The following is a 17,148-nucleotide window of genomic DNA, read 5'->3' on the forward strand; positions in this document are numbered from 1 at the left end:
CTTAATCAGGCGCCAGCATATAGCCCTTGCCGCGCACGGTTTGCAGATAGCGCGGGTTTTTAGGATCGTTTTCAATCTTACGGCGCAGGCGGGTAACCTGAACATCAACGGCGCGGCCGGTGGTATCGACGCTGTCCTTGGCCAGTTCCATCCGATCGACCGGCACATTAGCCCGTTCGGCCAGATATTTCAGTAACTGCGCCTCGGCCTCGGTCAGGCGCACCAGGGCGCCGCTTTTGGTCAGTTCCGAGCGCTCAAGATCAAAGGTAAAGGCCCCGATGTGAATCTCACGCGGCAAAGCAGGCTTCACACCGGTACGGCGCAGGATCGCCTCGATCCGCAGCAGCAGTTCCTGTGGTTCAAACGGCTTGGACAGATAATCATCGGCCCCCAGCGACAGTCCCATGATCCGGTCGTCAGGCAAACCGCGCGCGGTCAGGATCAGGATCGGCACGTTGGAATTGGCCCGCACCCATTTCGACAACGAAAAACCGTCTTCGCCCGGCATCATGACATCGAGAATCAAAAGGTCGAAATCCAGCAACTGCAACATGCGCTTGGCGGCGTCGGCGTGGGCAGCGGCGGTGACGCGAAAGCCCTGCCGCGTCAGAAATTCCTTGAGCAGGGTGCGGATACGGTCGTCGTCATCGACGACCAGCAGATGGCGGGCGGTGGCTTCGGAGGTTGGCGCGGGACTCAAAACTCATGTCCTCTCTTTAATTATGATCGCTTATAGTCTGATGATAGACATGACCAATCGGTTAAAAATGTAAAGCCAATTGCGTGTGCCGTCCTCAAATGCTCACTCAACAGTGATTACCGAAAATATCAGGACAAAAATCCCCCGCAGCCGGGGCTGCGAGGGATCGGGTCTTTGATGCCGACGGTTTTTTACGCGGCGCGCAGGCGGGTCACGAAGCTGACCACCTCGGCCTGAAGGTCTTCGGAACGGCCTTCGAGGTCAGACGACAGGCTGAGCAGGGATTGTGCCGCTTCGCCGGTCGATTGGGCGGCTTTGCCGACACCGGTGATATGGCCGGTCACGTCGCGGGTGCCAGAGGCCGCCAGATTGGTGTTGTTGGCGATTTCATTGGTCGCAGCCCCTTGCTGTTCAACCGAAGCCGCGATCGATGAGGTCAACTGGCCGATGGTTTCAATGGTGCGGACAATCGCGTCAATGGAACTCACGGTGATGGTGGTTGCCGACTGGATTTCCGAGATCTTGGTACGGATATCATCGGTAGCCTTGGCGGTTTGCTGGGCCAGTTGCTTGACCTCGGACGCCACGACCGCAAAGCCTTTGCCAGCCTCACCGGCACGGGCCGACTCGATGGTGGCGTTGAGCGCCAAAAGGTTGGTCTGGGCGGCGATGGCCTGGATCAGGTTGATGACCTCACCGATTTCATTGGCCGCGACCTGAAGAGTCTGGATGGCCTGTTCGGTCTTCTGGGCCTCATCAACCGCCAGACGGGTGACTTCTGAGGTGCGAATGACCTGCTGGTTGATTTCACCGACGCTGGCCGACAGTTCTTCGGTGGCGGCGGCGACGTTCTGGACGTTGTTGGCGGCCTCGATCGCGGCCGACGACACCGACGCAGCGCGGTGATTGGTATCGTCGGCGTTTTCCGACAGGCCGCGGGCGGCGTCAGCCACCGTGCGGGAGGAGTTGATGAAGCGGGTTGCCAGTTCACCCATATGCTTTTCAAACTCAGACGCGATGCGATTGCGCTCTTGCATCAGTTCAGCGTAGGCGCGTTTTTCGGCCAGTTGCTGTTCGCCTTTCAGTGCTTCGGCTTCAACAGCGCGATCGCGCAGAACGCGGATCGAGCGCCACAGGCTGGAGATTTCGTCCTTGCCCTTAGCTTCGGGAATAACCGTATCATAAGCGCCGTCGGAGATTTTATTGACGCTGCCGGTGACGTTCTGGAGTGGACGGGAAATCGAGTTGATGGCCACCCACAGCGAGGCGCACACCAGAAAGACAATGCCCGACGCGGCCATCAGCAGAAACAGCATGGCGCGGGTGTCGTTATATTTATTGATGGCCGCTTCCGAGCGATCCAGATCGGCGCGGATGGTCTTGACCATAGCGTCGATTTCCTTTTGGAAAGCTTTGCGGTTTTCACGGTTGGCTTCGTTATTGCCCTGTTCGTTCGCCGCCTGCGGTGAGACTTCGCGGCCAAGGCGTGAGGTTTCGCGGCGGAATTTATTGAACTCCTGAGCGCGGGCTTCGACCTTGGTGAATTCCGGTAGTTCATCGCCGTACAGATTGGTTTTCCAGGTCGAGAGCAGCACCGTTATTTCATCCAGATTGCTGTCAATGCCATCGGCGAACTTTTTGGCGCCGTCAGTATCTTTGGCCATGTAGACGCCGCGTGACTCCATCACGACCGCCGTCACAAGGCGGTTCAGGCGTTCACCATTATAGGCGTTTTCATAGGCGCTGCCGTAGTCGTCAATCATCTTATCGTAATCGCCGATGGTGATCAGGCCGAGGCCGGTAATCGCGCTGGCCATCAGGGCAAAGGCTGCAACTAGGGCGAGAATTCTGGTCTTTATGGTCATGGGTTTGTCCCGTTTAAGCGAAACTCAAGGCTGTGGCTAACATAGCCAATCATCGTTAACAAAAGCTGAGTTTTGACCATCACGTTCAGTTGTGGGGGTAGATCAATATTCTGATTTCATTGGAAAATAATTTCAAATATAAACACTGGCGCCGGGCATGTGACATGTTACCATGCCCTTAGAATTTTGCCCTTAAAAGGATACCCCATGAAGACCCGCGCCGCCGTTGCCTTTGAAGCCAAAAAGCCCTTAGAAATCGTGGAGGTTGATCTGGAAGGTCCGAAATTCGGTGAGGTTCTGGTCGAGATAAAAGCAACCGGCATTTGCCACACTGATGCCTACACGCTGGATGGGCTGGATTCGGAAGGGTTGTTCCCCTCGATCCTCGGTCACGAAGGGGCGGGCGTGGTGGTTGAGGTCGGTCCGGGCGTCGTTTCCTTAAAGCCGGGCGACCATGTTATCCCGCTTTACACGCCCGAATGTCGCCAGTGTAAGTCGTGCCTGTCGCGTAAGACGAATCTGTGCACGGCGATTCGCGCAACTCAGGGTAAGGGGCTCATGCCGGACGGCACGTCACGGTTTTCCTACAAAGGGCAGGCGATCCACCACTATATGGGCTGCTCTACCTTTGCTAATCATACGGTCATGCCGGAAATCGCGCTGGCCAAGATCCGCACTGATGCCCCCTTCCAAAGCGTCTGCTATATCGGCTGCGGCGTGACGACCGGGGTGGGGGCGGTGACCAATACGGCTCAGGTTGAGCCGGGCGCCAATGCGGTGGTCTTTGGTCTGGGCGGGATCGGGCTTAATGTCATTCAGGGCCTTAAGATGGTCGGCGCCGATAAGATTGTTGGCGTCGATATCAATGACGATAAGGCCGAGTGGGGTAAGCGCTTTGGCATGACCCATTTCGTCAACCCCAAGAAAATTGACGGCGATATCGTGGCCCATCTGGTCGAACTGACCGGCGGCGGGGCAGACTACACCTTTGACTGCACCGGCAATGTCGAGGTCATGCGTCAGGCGCTGGAAGCCTGCCACCGCGGTTGGGGCGAAAGCATCATCATCGGCGTGGCCCCCTCTGGCGCTGAGATCAAGACCCGTCCGTTCCAACTGGTGACGGGGCGCGTGTGGAAAGGCTCGGCCTTTGGCGGGGCGCGCGGGCGTACCGATGTGCCAAAGATTGTTGACTGGTACATGGACGGCAAGATCGGAGATCGACCCGATGATAACCCACATACTGCCCTTAGAGAAAATCAATGAGGCCTTTGACCTGATGCACCGTGGCGAAAGTATCCGTTCTGTCGTAGTCTTTTAAGTAGTTAAGGGAATCGACAGACGAACATGACGGACGATGACGACGATATCGTGGACGCACACGAATTTCACTGCGTATTTTGCGGCGTGGCGATTGAGGATGAAAGCTCAGCCGTCATGCTGACGGCGACCTGGATGCCGCATTGGCGGGCCGATAAGTTCGCCCCCCTGGCGCAGGATTTCTGGGCCCATTCAGCCTGCCTTGAAAAAGGCTGGAAAGGCCAATGGCCGTGGGAGGAGCATATCCTCTATGGCTTTGAGGCTGGGGCCGATAAGGAATACGCCCAGTCGCTGGAGATCAGTGTCGCCCGGCCCGAAGACCGCGAAGAGATCGAAGACATGCTGGAGACTGCCTTTGCCGAAGGCTTGCGCAGGTCTTATGGCACGGATCTGGTCGATGCGGTCTTGCCGACCATATCGAAAATCAACCCCAAGCTTTTGACCAGCGGGACATTTTATGTGCTGGCCGACATGGACGGTCAGGTGGTGGCATCGGGCGGCTGGACGATGGAAGATCCGGTTAGCGGTGAGGTCATTGAAGGTGTCGCCCATATCCGCCATTTCGCCGTCCATCCTGATTTTTCGGGCTTTGGTCTGGGGCGCAAGCTGTTCCGCCATTGCCGCAGCCTGATTGCCAATGCCGGGGTGCGGGAAATCCGTTGCTTGTCGGGCCTGAATGCCGAAGCCTTTTACGCCAAGCTGGGCTTTGAGCGGGCGGGTGCGGTCGATATCGATCTGGGCGGGGTGTCCCTGCCGTCGGTCGATATGCGTCGGCCGGTAAAGGATAGTTAAATCATGGAAGTCACGGCTCATCACCGCCTTTTTGGCGGCGATCTCAAATTTGTCCGTCATGATTCTGCCTCTACCGGTACGTCGATGGCCTTAAGCGTGTTCGTGCCATCCGGTGATGGGCCGCATCCGGTGCTGGTGTGGCTGTCGGGCCTGACCTGTACGGCCAATAATTTCACCGAAAAGGCCGGAGCCTATAAACGCGCCGCCGAACTGGGGTTGATGATTGTCGCCCCAGATACCTCTCCGCGCGGCGACGATGTGGCCAATGATGAGGGCTATGATCTGGGGCAGGGGGCGGGGTTTTATGTCGATGCCACTGAGGCCCCGTGGGCTGCGCATTTTCAGATGGAATCCTATGTCACCAAGGATGTGCTGGCCTTGGTATCTGAGCATTTTCCGGCGGATATGACGCGTGTGGGCTTAAGTGGCCATTCTATGGGCGGGCATGGTGCGCTGACCTTGGCCATGAACCACCCGCATCATTTCAAGTCGGTGTCGGCCTTTGCGCCGATCGCTTCGCCCCTTAACTGTCCGTGGGGGCAAAAGGCGCTCACCGCCTATCTGGGGGAAGACCGAATCGCATGGCAACGCCACGACGCGGCGGCATTGATCGCGCAGGGGCGGGCATCCAGCTTTGATGATATCCTGATTGATCAGGGACTTGGCGATCAGTTTCTGGAAACCCAGTTAAAGCCACACCTGCTGGAGCAGGCCGCGTCCGGCGTGGGTCAAAAGATCACCGTGCGCCGCCACGCGGGCTATGACCACAGCTATTATTTTATCGCCAGCTTCATTGATGACCATCTGGCGTTCCATGCTGAAAGGCTCAAGGGATAATTACAATTTAAAAGCCTCAACCTCCTCCCCATTTTATGGGGAGGTGTCAGTCCGGAAGGGCTGACGGAGGGGTATACCATCATCGACAATACCCCTCCGTCTCGTAAACTCGCCACCTCCCCATAAAATGGGGAGGAGAAAGATCACACGGATTTATTTGTATTTCAGCCTGAGTCAGGCTGAAATAACGAAACTGTTAGCTGCAACCCCCTGAAAATTTCAGGGTAATTTATTGCATCTGCTAAGCTTAATGATTACCCTTACAGGCGGAGCCGAATAAGGCTTCGTCTGGAATTCTCCCTCAATGTTACTTTTTGCCTGTGCTGTTGTGCTGCTGCTGGTAGTGCTGAACGGCATATTTGCCATGTCTGAACTGGCGGTTGTTTCGTCCCGCCGTGCTAAACTCCAAAGCCGTGCTGACCGGGGGGATAAGGGCGCACAGGCCGCCCTGAAGCTGTCGGATGACCCAACCCGGTTTCTGTCGGCCGTTCAGGTGGGGATTACGTTGATAGGTATTCTGGCCGGTGCCTATGGTCAGGCGACCATTGCCAGTGAGCTGGATAAGATTCTGGAAACCAGCGTACCGGCCTTGGCGCCCTATTCTGAGGGTATATCCACCGGCATCGTGGTCGTTATCCTGACCTATCTGTCGCTGATTGTGGGGGAACTGGTGCCCAAACGGGTGGCGCTGATTTTCCCTGAAACGATCGCAGGCGTCGTGGCCCAGCCTTTATCATGGATGGCGATGGCGATGGGGCCGTTTGTGACCCTGCTGACCGGATCAACGACGCTGGTGCTGCGGGTGCTGGGCATCAAGGACGAAAAGGGTGAGACCATCACTCAGGAAGAGGTCGAAACGGCGCTTGCCGAAGGCATGGGGGCTGGCCTGATCGAACCCGCCGAGCAGCAGATGATGACCGAAGTCATGCGACTGGGCGACCGGGTGGTGCGTGTGGCCATGACGCCGCGCCCCGAAGTTTACTGGGTGTCGCTGGACGACCCCGAAGCGGTGGTGATCGATGATATCCGCGCCTGCCCCTATTCGCGCTTTGTGGTGGTGCGCGGTCAGGACTTTGAAAATCCGGTCGGTGTCGCCCATAAACGCGACATTGCCGATGCCTTTATGCGCGGGGAAAAGTTCAATCTGGAGGCGCTGGTCCACGATCCGATCTTTATTCCGGACACCACGTCGCTGCTGCACGCGCTGGAACTGTTTAAAGGCTCAAAGGTGCACATCGCATTGGTCGTCAATGAATTTGGCACCATCGAAGGGGTTCTGACCCCGACTGACCTGCTGGAAATGATCGCCGGTGATTTCGATGAGGCTCATGACGATGGTCGGTTGATGATCGTGCGCCGTGAGGATGGATCATTTCTGGTCGATGGTCGGGCCGATCTTATGGAACTGGGCGACGCCATTGGTGAGAATTTTGAATCCGGCGCGGGCTTTCATACCGTGGCGGGGCTTATTCTCAACGAACTGGGCCGGTTCCCGAAAGAGGGTGAGATCGTCCGCGTCGGGCCCTATGATATTGAAATCGTCGATATGGACGAACGCCGCATCGATAAGGTGCTGTTTCATCCGGAAAACAGATAGGAAAAAGCCGCCAGTTCGCACTGGCGGCTTTTTTAATATCCACCTATCACCGGCAGGATCTCGCCGGTAATGTAGCTCGACATCTGGGGCGAGGCCAGAAAGACATAGGCTGGCGCGATTTCTTCGGGTTGGGCTGGACGTTTCATCGGCACGCTTTCGCCAAAATGGGCGACATCTTCGGCCCGTTTGTCGGCCGGATTAAGCGGCGTCCAGACCGGGCCGGGGGCCACCGCGTTGACGCGGATGCCCTTGGGGATCAGGTTGCCGGACAAGGCACGGGTAAAGGCATGGATACCGCCCTTGGTTAGGGAATAATCGATCAATTGTTTTGAGCCCTGAATACCGGTGACCGAGCCGGTATTGATGATCGCCCCGCCATTCGGCAGATGCTCAGTGGCAGCCTGAGCCATATGGAAATAACCGTAAAGATTGGTTTTCAGGGTCTTATCCAGCCGCTCTTCGGTGATGTCCTCGAACGCCTCGGCGTGCAACTGAAAAGCGGCGTTGTTGACGAGTATGTCGAGTCTGCCGAACGCTTCGACGGTTTGTTTGACGGCGGCGAAACAAAACTCGCGTTCGCCGACGTCGCCGGAAATGATCAGACAGCGACCGCCTTCGGCCTCGACCATGGCCTTGGTGTCTTCGGCATCGCGGTGTTCACTGAGGTAGACGATGGCCACATCGGCCCCTTCGCGGGCATATAGAATGGCGACCGAACGCCCAATGCCGGAATCCCCGCCGGTAATCAGGGCAGCCTTGCCCTTAAGCTTGCCGGAGCCTGTATAATAGGGTGCATCATACATGGGTTTAAGTTGCAGATCGGACTCAAGGCCCGGCTTCATCAGGTGCTGGGCGGGCAGGGGCGGAACGGGATATTCGCGGGCACCGGCCTGCATGGCGCCCGATGACGGGCTGTCCGGTGCCGTGCGTTCGGCTTTGTCGGCTTTGGCCTGAATGTCCTGATGGGTTTGCGCCGTGGCTTCGGCCTCGGCCTTATAGTCCAGTGGTGTCATAATGTGCGCGCCTTTTGAATTGCGCCCGCCCTTGTGCGCATTAGACGCTAAGCCCGGTCAATAAACGATAGTTTTGGCGGGCTTAAGTGTAAAAACCATGACCCCTGTGGGCTGCGGTCTTGACTCTTAAGGCCTCAGCCGTCATAAGCGCCGCTTCAAATTCGGATTATTTCGAATTTAGTACGGATTGATCCTGCGCCGCCGTTGAAATCGCTTGAAGCATAAGGGCTTTAAGCCGGTCAGGGTTTGATAAGGTCTACGATATGTCTAAGCGCCATGCCGCTAAGTACAAACTCGACCGCGTCATGGGTGAAAACCTGTGGGGCCGTCCTAAGTCTCCCGTCAACAAGCGCTCCTATGGCCCCGGCCAGCACGGTCAGCGTCGCAAGCAAAAGATCTCCGATTTCGGTATCCAGCTTCGCGCCAAGCAAAAGTTGAAGGGTTACTACGGTAACATCACCGAAAAGCAATTCTCCAAGACCTATGAAGAGGCCGATCGCCGTAAGGGCAACACCTCTGAAAACCTGATCTCGCTGCTTGAGTCGCGTCTGGACGCCGTGGTTTACCGCGCCAAGTTCGTGCCGACCGTTTGGGCGGCCCGTCAGTTCGTCAACCATGGTCACGTTCTGGTGAACGGTAAGCGCGTCAACATCGCGTCCTACCGCGTCAAGGTCGGCGATGTGGTTGAGGTCCGTGAGCGTTCGCGCAACATGGCTCTGGTTCTCGAAGCCCTGCAATCGCCTGAGCGCGATGTGCCGGACTATATCGAGCTGGACGCCAAGGGTATGAAGGCAACCTACATCCGCATGCCGGAACTGTCGGAAGTCCCTTATCCTGTCAAGATGGAACCGAACCTGGTCGTCGAATACTATTCGTCGTAAGGTTTGTCCGTCAGGATAAAGATCAAAAGGCTCCGGGTTTTCCGGAGCCTTTTTTATTGTCATCACGCGGCGGGGTTGCGAGCAATAAAACTAATATGGCACCGCCCAGATTGTGAAATTGTTGCTGTGCATTATTTAACTATCCACAGGCCATAAAATTGTGTATCCGTAAGGTTCTGCGACTTTATGGTAAATGTAGCGTTGCGTGTTTGTACGGTAGCATAACGCTTATGGTCGGCTTAAAAGGCTGGCCGGGCGCGCAAGGCAGAAACTTTTGAATCCGCGCGCTTTTGAGGGGCCGTTCGCATTTTGAACGGTATCGGGGAAACGAACAGCACTGGCTTTTGACTAATGCACGGGCAGAAAACCCGGGTGGCGCAGACGCGTCGCTGCAGCAGTTCGTGAGGCTGGCTTTGACGTATATACGAGATAAATACAGGCCCGAAATAGATGGGCTGAGAGCGCTGGCGATACTGCCGGTGATCTTCGGTCATGCCGGATTTTCGCTGTTTTCAGGCGGGTTCGTCGGCGTGGACGTGTTTTTTGTGATCAGCGGTTATCTGATCACGCGCATACTGGCCGATGAAATCGCCGAGGGGCGGTTCTCGTTGCTGAAGTTTTACGAACGGCGCGTGCGACGCATTGCGCCGGCGCTGATCCTTGTCATGGTCGTGTCGATCCCGTTTGCTTGGTTTACTATGCTGCCCGAAGAGTTCCGTGACTTCGGCCAGAGCCTGATTGCCGTCAACCTGTTCCTGTCCAATGTGTTTTTTCTGGGCGAAAGCGGCTATTTCGAAGGGGCGGCGGAATATAAGCCCTTCCTCCATACCTGGTCTCTGGCGGTTGAGGAGCAATTTTACCTGCTGTTCCCGCTCGTGTTGTTTGCGATATGGCGGTTTGCGCGTCGTTACCTTATGGCTATTCTCGGCGTGGCGGCGCTGATCAGCCTGATCTGGGCGGAATATAACTGGCGTCATGATCCCAACGCGACCTTTTACCTGCTGCCAAGCCGGGCGTGGGAGTTGCTGGCGGGGGCCTTGCTGGCGCTGGGGATGCAAAATCAGGGCGGTGAGAGGGGCTATCCACCACTAGTCGCCCGTGGGCTCCAACTGATGATGCGACCGGACGTGCGTCAGGTTCTGTCCTTGGCAGGGCTGGCCATGATAATCACCCCGATCCTGGTGATTGAGCATTTTATCCCCTGGCCCGGCCTGTTGACCCTTATTCCGGTGAGCGGCGCTATGCTGGTTATCGGGTTTGCGCGGGACGGGACGTGGGCTTACCGGATTTTGACGCAGCCCTTTTTCGTCGGCATCGGGTTGATAAGCTACAGCGCCTATCTGTGGCATCAGCCGGTATTCGTGTTCGCGCGCCTGCTGTCGCCGGATGGGGTGTCGACTAAGGGCTACATTGTCTTGACTGTGTTGTCGCTGGGGTTGGCCTATCTGACGTGGCGGTATATCGAACAGCCCTTCCGCAAGGGGCTTAAGCTCCCTAAGCGTCAGCTATTTGCCGGTGCCGCGGCCTGTGCGATGGGGCTGGTGGCAGTGGGGCTAACTCTGCATGCCACCGGTGGCCTGCCGCAGCGCCTGAGCGCAGAAGAGCGCATGATTTCGGCCGGCAATGAATATACCAGCCCCTATGGCAAGGACTGCCTGAACCGGATACCGACCTCTTTTGACAGCTATTGCCAGTTTGGCGACACGTCGGGCCGAACCGTAGCGGTGGTGGGCGACAGTATGTCGACCGAGGTATCGTGGAAACTGGCGGAGCACCTGACCGGGCAGCCGATCGGCATGCAGCAGTTTACCTGGACCGGTTGCCCGCCATTTGCTGGCCTCATCCGCCGCGAAGATCCGGAGCCATGCGCTAAGTTTCACACCAAGGCCCATCAATATATTCTGGAATCGAAAAATATCGACACGGTTATTGTGGTATCGAACTGGGCCGACTACTTCAGTTGTCCGGAGGCCCGCCAGTGCTATACCTCGGCGGAGCGGCCGGAACTGGTACGAGGGCGCCGGGAGCCTGAGCGCGCCGCGGCCATTGGCGCCGTCATGGACCGTGAGTTCGACGCCTACCTCAAGGCCGGCAAAAAGATCATTGTGGTTTATCCCATCCCGCAAATGAGCCATCATGTGCCGCGTTACATGTTCTCTTCTATCAAAAGTGCGCGCCGCAATCATGACCTGCCGGGGCTGTCTCTGGAGGACCACCTCAAACGCACACGGGTAGCGCGCGGGCTTTTGGACCGTCAGGTGATCAAGAGCGGGGTGACATTCTACGATCCGGCCCAAAGGTTGTGCTCAACCAGTTCTGAGGGATGCGCCTCGGAAAAAGGCGGTAAACCGCTTTATTACGACAACCTGCATCTGAACGGCTACGGTGCCGATTTCCTGTCGTCGGATATCGTACAGATGCTGGGGACTTAAGGTTTAGTCCGTATCCCCACCATTAAGTAGCTCTATCACATCGGCTTTGGGCTTATTAGCCTCTATAGCTTTTATGACCAGCCCTAGGCGTTGCGCCATTTTGCCACCGTGCGGGTTGTTCGCAACCGGCGTAAGCAGGGTCACAGCATCCTGTGGCCGGTCTTTCTGGATGAGTATATAGGCCGCATGCAGAGCATAGGCTTCAGTTGACGGTGACAGATCTGATGCCTGAATCGCGGCGTTAAGGGCGGTATCATTGGGATAGTCAGGCCGGTTTATCTGGACGCGAGACAGATAGTACAGGGTTGGCGCGTCATGGGGGGACAGCTTATAGGCGGCACCCAAAGCATTACGGGCCCTGACGAAATAGGACGCGACCTAATCATTGCCAGCGGTCGAGGCGAGGGCAAAATAAAGCCGTCCGGTCAGATATTGCGCCTCGGCATTGGCGGGCTCTTCGGCAAGTATTTTGGTCAGTATCGGCTCGGCCAGCCGGGGGTCTCCCAACTGAATTTCCGCCCGCGCATAGGTCAGTTGCGCCAATCTGTCGGTGGGATAAAGCTTATATTCGGTGCTGATGTTTTCCAGTAAACTGGCCCGGTAGTCTTTGCGCGGACAGACCTTTAACGCCGACTGCCACAGAAGCATCTTATTGGCGCTTTTAGGTAATCGTGTCAGATTTAGCGAGGGATCGGGTATGTCATCAAAGGTGAACGAAATCACCGGCGTGCCCTTGCTGAGGTAGTCTTTCAGCGTTTTTTGTAGTTCGGATGGCTTTACGCCCATATGCGCCTCAAACGCCACAATCGGGTCCTTACCGGCATTATAGTCGGTGACGTAAGCCTTAAAAGCCTTGACCCGTTCCTGAGACGTCAGGATGTAGTGGGCCAGAAGCCACGATTGGGCATAGAATTTAAAACTGTCATTGGCGGTTTCGCGCCGTGCCGTACCACGCAGAATATCGCTGTAGTCAAACCAGTTGGACGTAAATAAGGTCGTGTAACGGCTGGGACTGACGTAGCCGATGCTGACGCGGTTGCCATCGAAGCGGGTGGTCTTAAAATACTCGGCGAAGCCTTCGACGAACCATGCCGGATAAGGTGTCGAATAGTGCGCAAACATGAAATGGTGCGCATACTCGTGGTACAATACCTCCATATCGGTCTTAAATCCATCCGGGCGATCAGCAACGGTGCGCATGAAGTTTCCACCAGCCTCGTCGCGCAAATCGGTGGCGGAATAGGCGATAGCGCCTTCGTTGCAGTGTGAGTAGAAACCGGCCACGGTTTCATCGACAGTTGGCCACACCTGCTTCATGTCCTCACGGCGCTTTAACAGGAAAAGCTCAAACTGGGGGCCTATCTTCTCTTCGCTGTTCTTGGCTTTATAAAGCTGGCCAAGCGTGTAGTGAAAGTTTTCCAGTTCACGGGCATAGTTTCGGGTCTGGCCCGCGCCATCGTTGCTATGGATGATGAAGTGGTCGGTTTCAACTTTCAGCCAGTCGTCGGCCATGGCAGGTGTGCTCGCCATCATCAAAAGCGCGCACGTCGCCGCTAAAGTCTTTGTCGTCATCCCCTAGTCCCCCATAAAGCCTTACCTCAACGTTCAGGTTAGGGTTGTGATATGGGAACGTCAATAAAAAAGGCCCGGCACGAAGCCAGGCCTTAAATTGAGTTATAAAATGCCCTTAAGCGGCGACGATGCCCTTATCGGTCATCAGTTGCTTGAGCTCGCCGGACTGGAACATTTCGCGCACGATATCAGCGCCGCCTACAAATTCTTCGGCGACATAAAGCTGAGGGATGGTCGGCCAGTCGGTATAGGCCTTGATGCCATCGCGGATGGCCTCGTCCTGAAGCACGTCTACGCCGGCAAATTCGACGCCCAGATGATCCAGAACCTGCACCACCAGCGAGGAGAACCCGCAGCGCGGCGCATCGGGCGTGCCCTTCATGAACAGGACGACCGGATTGGTCTTGATCGTCGTCTCAATAAATTGCTGGGCTTCGGTGTTAATGTCTGTGCTCACGGTATCAGGCTCCGCATAAATGTATGACTTCGATATAGGCGCGTCAGACTATAAAATCTAGGCCTTAACCCGGTTTTTCGGTCCATGCTCGGTAAAGCGGGCCATTTCGATCTGGGCCGGGACGGAGGAGGGCATATGGCGCTCCGGCACCTGCGCCAGCAGTTCCAGTTGGTCCACCGATTTCGGCTCAATCAGCACGCAGGAAATAGCGGTCTGGTGCAGGGCGTAGGACAGGCACAGTTCCTCCGCCGTCCAGTCCGGGGTCTGGTGCAGAAAGGCATAGGTGCCAGCGCCGGTCAGTGGGTTTTCAGGTTTCTTAAAGAACCACGATTTCTTGCCGTCCGCGGGCATGAGGTCGGAGGCTTTTTTATAGGCATCGGGATAATAGTCGCGGGCGATGATCGACATGTCGCTGGCGACCGCCTTGTCCATCAGGTTGCGCTTATCCCATGAGGTATCAAGGTCAAAGCGCGTGTCGATGACGTTGAAATCCCCGCTCATGATCACTTCGTCCATGTCGGCGACATCGACCGTGGCGCAGGCGTAACGCAGCATACGGGCTTCTTTGAGACTTCTCAAAAAGGCGCGGCTGTCTTCGGGCAGGACGTAGTTGATGGGCCGCTCAAACGCCAGCATGTCGAGCCACATCAGGCCGGAGTCCTTGATCGCCCCCTTGAGGCGCGAGCGCAATGGGACCAGTTCATAGCTGGTGGCAGGCCCGTCAATGGTGCGGCCATGCGCGGTGCAGCCGATAAACAAAAGCTTGCGATCGACGACCGAAAACACCTCAGCCGCCAGTTTGAGCAACTCAAGATCGGTGGTGTCGAAATGGAAGGTGTTGATGCCGTTTTCGAGCGCTGCGGTCATCAGGGCCGCCGCTGTATTACGGTTTTTATTGAACGTGTCCCAGCTCAGGCGCAGGCCTACGGTCGATAGCGCCATACCTGAACGTCCAAAAGGGCGGTATCGCATCGCGGGCGCTCCGTCAGGGGGCGCGGGTCTCTAACGCCAGGGCGTGAATTTCCTCCCCGACGCGACCCTTTAATGCGGCATAGACGCTCTGGTGCTGCTTGACCTTGCTGAGGCCCGCAAACGAGGCGTCAGCAATAATCGCCTTATAGTGATCGCCATCACCGGCCAGATCGACAACCTCAATCTCAGCCTGTGGGAAGGCTGTTTTCAGAAGGGTTTCGAGATCGCTTTGGGCAATGGGCATGAACAGACTCAAAGGCTATGACAGGGTAAACCTTAGCGCTATGGTTATGACCCGAAGGTTAACACTGGCGTTAGGGTTACCGCTTAATTGGGTTTGCGGGCGGATATTTCAATCAATGGCAGCCTTTTTTGTAACTTTGGACGGCTGTTGGTTTATGTGAGCTTAGGAGGCCGCGCCCATATAGGCGGGTAACCACGCTTCATGGGCAGCCTTGATCGACGACAGGCTAAGCGACAGGCCCGCATAGATTAGATCACTGCCGGTCGCCAGACCTACCACCTGCGCCGGGACGCCAGCATCTGCCGCACGCGCCAACAGGGCGTGGGCCGCGGCTTCGTCGGTGCCGACCAGATAGCGGGCCTGATCTTCGGCAAAGGCGAACACGTGGTCATCGCGGTCGGACGTATTTTTAAGTTCAACCCCGACCTTTGAGGCCAGTCCCATTTCGAGTGCGGCAATCAGCAGGCCGCCATCACTCAGGTCATGAACGGCGGTGACGGCTTTGGTTTTGATCAAATCACGCACGAAATCGCCGTTGCGCTTTTCAGCCTTTAAATCAACTTTCGGCGGCGCACCGGCTTCAATGCCGTGGACTTCACGCAAGTAAATGGACGACCCCATCTCACCCACGGTCGCCCCGATCAGCACTAGCACCTGACCGGCCTTGAGGCTGTTGTAGCCCGCGCGCTGATCATAGTCTTTCAGCAGGCCGACGGCACCGACAGTTGGGGTCGGCGGGATGGAGACGCCATTGGTTTCGTTATAGAGCGAGACATTGCCCGATACGACCGGGAAGACTAACTCACGGCAGGCTTCGGCCATGCCGTCGATGGCGCGCACGATCTGGCCCATGGTCTCAGGCTTTTCAGGGCTGCCGAAATTGAGATTGTCGGTGATGGCGATCGGGTCAGCGCCAACCGCCGTCAGATTGCGCCACGCTTCGGCCACGGCCTGCTTGCCGCCTTCATAGGGATTAGCCTTGACGTAGCGCGGGGTGCAGTCAGACGTGACCGCCAGCGCTTTTTTGGTGCCGTGGACGCGGATCATACCCGCATCGTGGCCAGTCGAGGAATCGGCCAGGGTGTCTGCCATGACGTGACGGTCATATTGTTCCCACAACCAGCGCTTGGACGACATGTCTGGCGAGGATATCATAGCCAACAGGGCATCGTTCAGGTTCGCCGGAGCGGGGATATCCGCTGCCGTCAGTTCGGGTTCGCACTTGGGCTCAACCCACGGGCGGTCATAGAGTGGCGCATCGTCCGATAATGGGGCCAGCGGCAGATCGCACACAACCTCGCCCTTGTGGGTCAGGACAATGCGGCCAGAGGTGTTGGTTTCCCCGATCACGGCGGCATCCAGGCCCCATTTTTCAAAGACACGGTAACCATCGGCTTCGCGGCCGGGCTTGAGGATGGCCAGCATACGCTCCTGCGATTCCGACAGCATCATCTCATAGGCCGACATGTTTTCTTCGCGCTGCGGCACCTTATCGAGGTCGAGGGTGATCCCAAGCCCGCCCTTACCGGCCATTTCGACCGAGGATGAGGTGAGGCCCGCAGCCCCCATGTCCTGAATGGCGGCGACGGCCCCCGTGGCCATCAGCTCCAGCGTGGCTTCGATCAGCAGCTTTTCGGCGAACGGATCACCGACCTGAACCGTGGGGCGTTTTTCCTCAGAGTCCTCAGTGAACTCAGCCGACGACATGGTCGCACCGTGGATGCCGTCGCGGCCGGTCTTGGAGCCGAAATAAACGACCGGCAGGCCGGGTTCCGGGGCGGCGGAATAGAAAATCTTATCGGCATCGGCCAGACCCACGCACATGGCGTTGACCAGCACATTGCCGTTATAGCCGGAATGGAAGTTGGTCTCACCGGCTACGGTTGGCACGCCGACGCAATTGCCATAGCCGCCGATACCGGCGACGACACCTTCGACGATGCGCTTGGTCTTGGGGTGATCGGGTTCACCGAAACGTAGAGCGTTGAGCAGAGCGACCGGGCGCGCGCCCATAGTGAACACGTCGCGCATGATGCCGCCCACACCGGTTGCGGCCCCCTGATAGGGCTCGATATAGGACGGGTGGTTGTGCGATTCCATCTTGAAGATACACGCCTGACCGTCATCAATATCGACGACGCCAGCGTTTTCACCCGGCCCGCAGATGACGCGATCGCCGGTGACCGGAAACTTCTTCAGGTGCAGGCGCGAGGATTTGTAGGAGCAGTGCTCCGACCACATGACCGAAAACACGCCCAACTCAACATAGTTCGGCTCACGCCCCAGTCGGTCGAGAATGACCTGATATTCATCAGGCTTCAGACCGAATTCAGCGGCGTAATCGGCCATCGACTTGGAGGTGGGTTTCGGGGCGGCGGCGGTGGGGGAGGGTGTCGTGCTCATAAGGCGCGGCTTTAACAGATTGAGGCCACGCTGTCATCGGTTTAAAAGCCGGGGCGGGACATAATT

14 protein-coding genes and 1 pseudogene are annotated in these 17,148 nt (G+C 57.0%); 6 read left to right on the forward strand and 9 right to left on the reverse strand.

All coding sequences use genetic code 11. The features are described from left to right. Position 1: 1 nt before the first annotated feature. Together OVA03_RS01130 and OVA03_RS01135 are read right to left on the reverse strand one after the other, a co-directional pair. Entirely contained in the window at positions 2-700 is a 699-nt protein-coding gene (locus OVA03_RS01130; RefSeq protein ID WP_267526398.1) for a response regulator, read from the reverse strand. 191 nt (positions 701-891) lie between these two features. Continuing rightward, positions 892-2,565: a methyl-accepting chemotaxis protein gene (locus OVA03_RS01135; protein WP_267526399.1), complete on the reverse strand. Its 1,674-nt coding sequence runs from the start codon at positions 2,563-2,565 to the stop codon at positions 892-894. A 207-nt stretch (positions 2,566-2,772) separates the two neighbouring features. Between OVA03_RS01135 and OVA03_RS01140 the strand changes: the two are divergent. The 4 genes and pseudogenes from OVA03_RS01140 (at position 2,773) to OVA03_RS01155 (ending at position 7,108) form a co-directional block, all read left to right on the forward strand. Next, positions 2,773-3,883: pseudogene (locus tag OVA03_RS01140) on the forward strand (S-(hydroxymethyl)glutathione dehydrogenase/class III alcohol dehydrogenase). 26 nt (positions 3,884-3,909) lie between these two features. Then, the gene (locus tag OVA03_RS01145; protein ID WP_267526400.1) at positions 3,910-4,674 is read left to right on the forward strand and encodes a GNAT family N-acetyltransferase; all 765 of its coding nucleotides are present in this window, start codon (positions 3,910-3,912) and stop codon (positions 4,672-4,674) included. Between the two features lie 3 nt (positions 4,675-4,677). Further along, a complete protein-coding gene (gene fghA / locus OVA03_RS01150) occupies positions 4,678-5,511 on the forward strand; it encodes an S-formylglutathione hydrolase (protein ID WP_267526401.1) in 834 nt (277 codons plus the stop codon). A gap of 304 nt (positions 5,512-5,815) precedes the next feature. After that, positions 5,816-7,108, forward strand: coding sequence for a hemolysin family protein (locus OVA03_RS01155; protein WP_267526402.1), 1,293 nt, complete (start codon positions 5,816-5,818; stop codon positions 7,106-7,108). 32 nt (positions 7,109-7,140) lie between these two features. On the opposite strand, the gene OVA03_RS01160 is transcribed toward OVA03_RS01155, so the two are convergent. Beyond that, positions 7,141-8,121, reverse strand: coding sequence for an SDR family oxidoreductase (locus tag OVA03_RS01160; protein WP_267526403.1), 981 nt, complete (start codon positions 8,119-8,121; stop codon positions 7,141-7,143). A gap of 263 nt (positions 8,122-8,384) precedes the next feature. Between OVA03_RS01160 and rpsD the strand changes: the two genes are divergently transcribed. Together rpsD and OVA03_RS01170 are read left to right on the forward strand one after the other, a co-directional pair. After that, complete coding sequence (rpsD, locus tag OVA03_RS01165; RefSeq protein WP_267526404.1) at positions 8,385-9,002, forward strand: 30S ribosomal protein S4; 618 nt, start codon at positions 8,385-8,387, stop codon at positions 9,000-9,002. 413 nt (positions 9,003-9,415) lie between these two features. After that, positions 9,416-11,434, forward strand: a complete 2,019-nt coding sequence (locus tag OVA03_RS01170) for an acyltransferase family protein (protein WP_267526405.1) — start codon at positions 9,416-9,418, stop codon at positions 11,432-11,434. A 3-nt stretch (positions 11,435-11,437) separates the two neighbouring features. On the opposite strand, the gene OVA03_RS01175 is transcribed toward OVA03_RS01170, so the two are convergent. The 6 genes from OVA03_RS01175 to purL form a co-directional block, all read right to left on the reverse strand. Then, complete coding sequence (locus OVA03_RS01175; protein WP_267526406.1) at positions 11,438-11,779, reverse strand: hypothetical protein; 342 nt, start codon at positions 11,777-11,779, stop codon at positions 11,438-11,440. Positions 11,780-11,812: 33 nt separating this feature from the next. Then, positions 11,813-13,006, reverse strand: a complete 1,194-nt coding sequence (locus tag OVA03_RS01180; RefSeq protein WP_267526407.1) for a tetratricopeptide repeat protein — start codon at positions 13,004-13,006, stop codon at positions 11,813-11,815. Positions 13,007-13,121: 115 nt separating this feature from the next. Next, positions 13,122-13,463 (reverse strand): Grx4 family monothiol glutaredoxin, encoded by a 342-nt coding sequence (gene grxD / locus OVA03_RS01185; RefSeq protein WP_267526408.1) that lies wholly within the window; start codon positions 13,461-13,463, stop codon positions 13,122-13,124. Positions 13,464-13,520: 57 nt separating this feature from the next. Further along, positions 13,521-14,435 carry an aldo/keto reductase gene (locus OVA03_RS01190; protein ID WP_267526409.1) on the reverse strand — a complete coding sequence of 305 codons (915 nt, stop codon included), beginning with the start codon at positions 14,433-14,435 and terminating at the stop codon, positions 13,521-13,523. A gap of 13 nt (positions 14,436-14,448) precedes the next feature. Next, positions 14,449-14,679 carry a BolA family transcriptional regulator gene (locus OVA03_RS01195; protein WP_267526410.1) on the reverse strand — a complete coding sequence of 77 codons (231 nt, stop codon included), beginning with the start codon at positions 14,677-14,679 and terminating at the stop codon, positions 14,449-14,451. Between the two features lie 162 nt (positions 14,680-14,841). Further along, positions 14,842-17,082 (reverse strand): phosphoribosylformylglycinamidine synthase subunit PurL, encoded by a 2,241-nt coding sequence (gene purL / locus OVA03_RS01200; protein ID WP_267526411.1) that lies wholly within the window; start codon positions 17,080-17,082, stop codon positions 14,842-14,844. Between the last annotated feature and the right edge of the window lie 66 nt (positions 17,083-17,148).

This window comes from Asticcacaulis sp. SL142 (assembly GCF_026625745.1).
Lineage (GTDB): Bacteria > Pseudomonadota > Alphaproteobacteria > Caulobacterales > Caulobacteraceae > Asticcacaulis.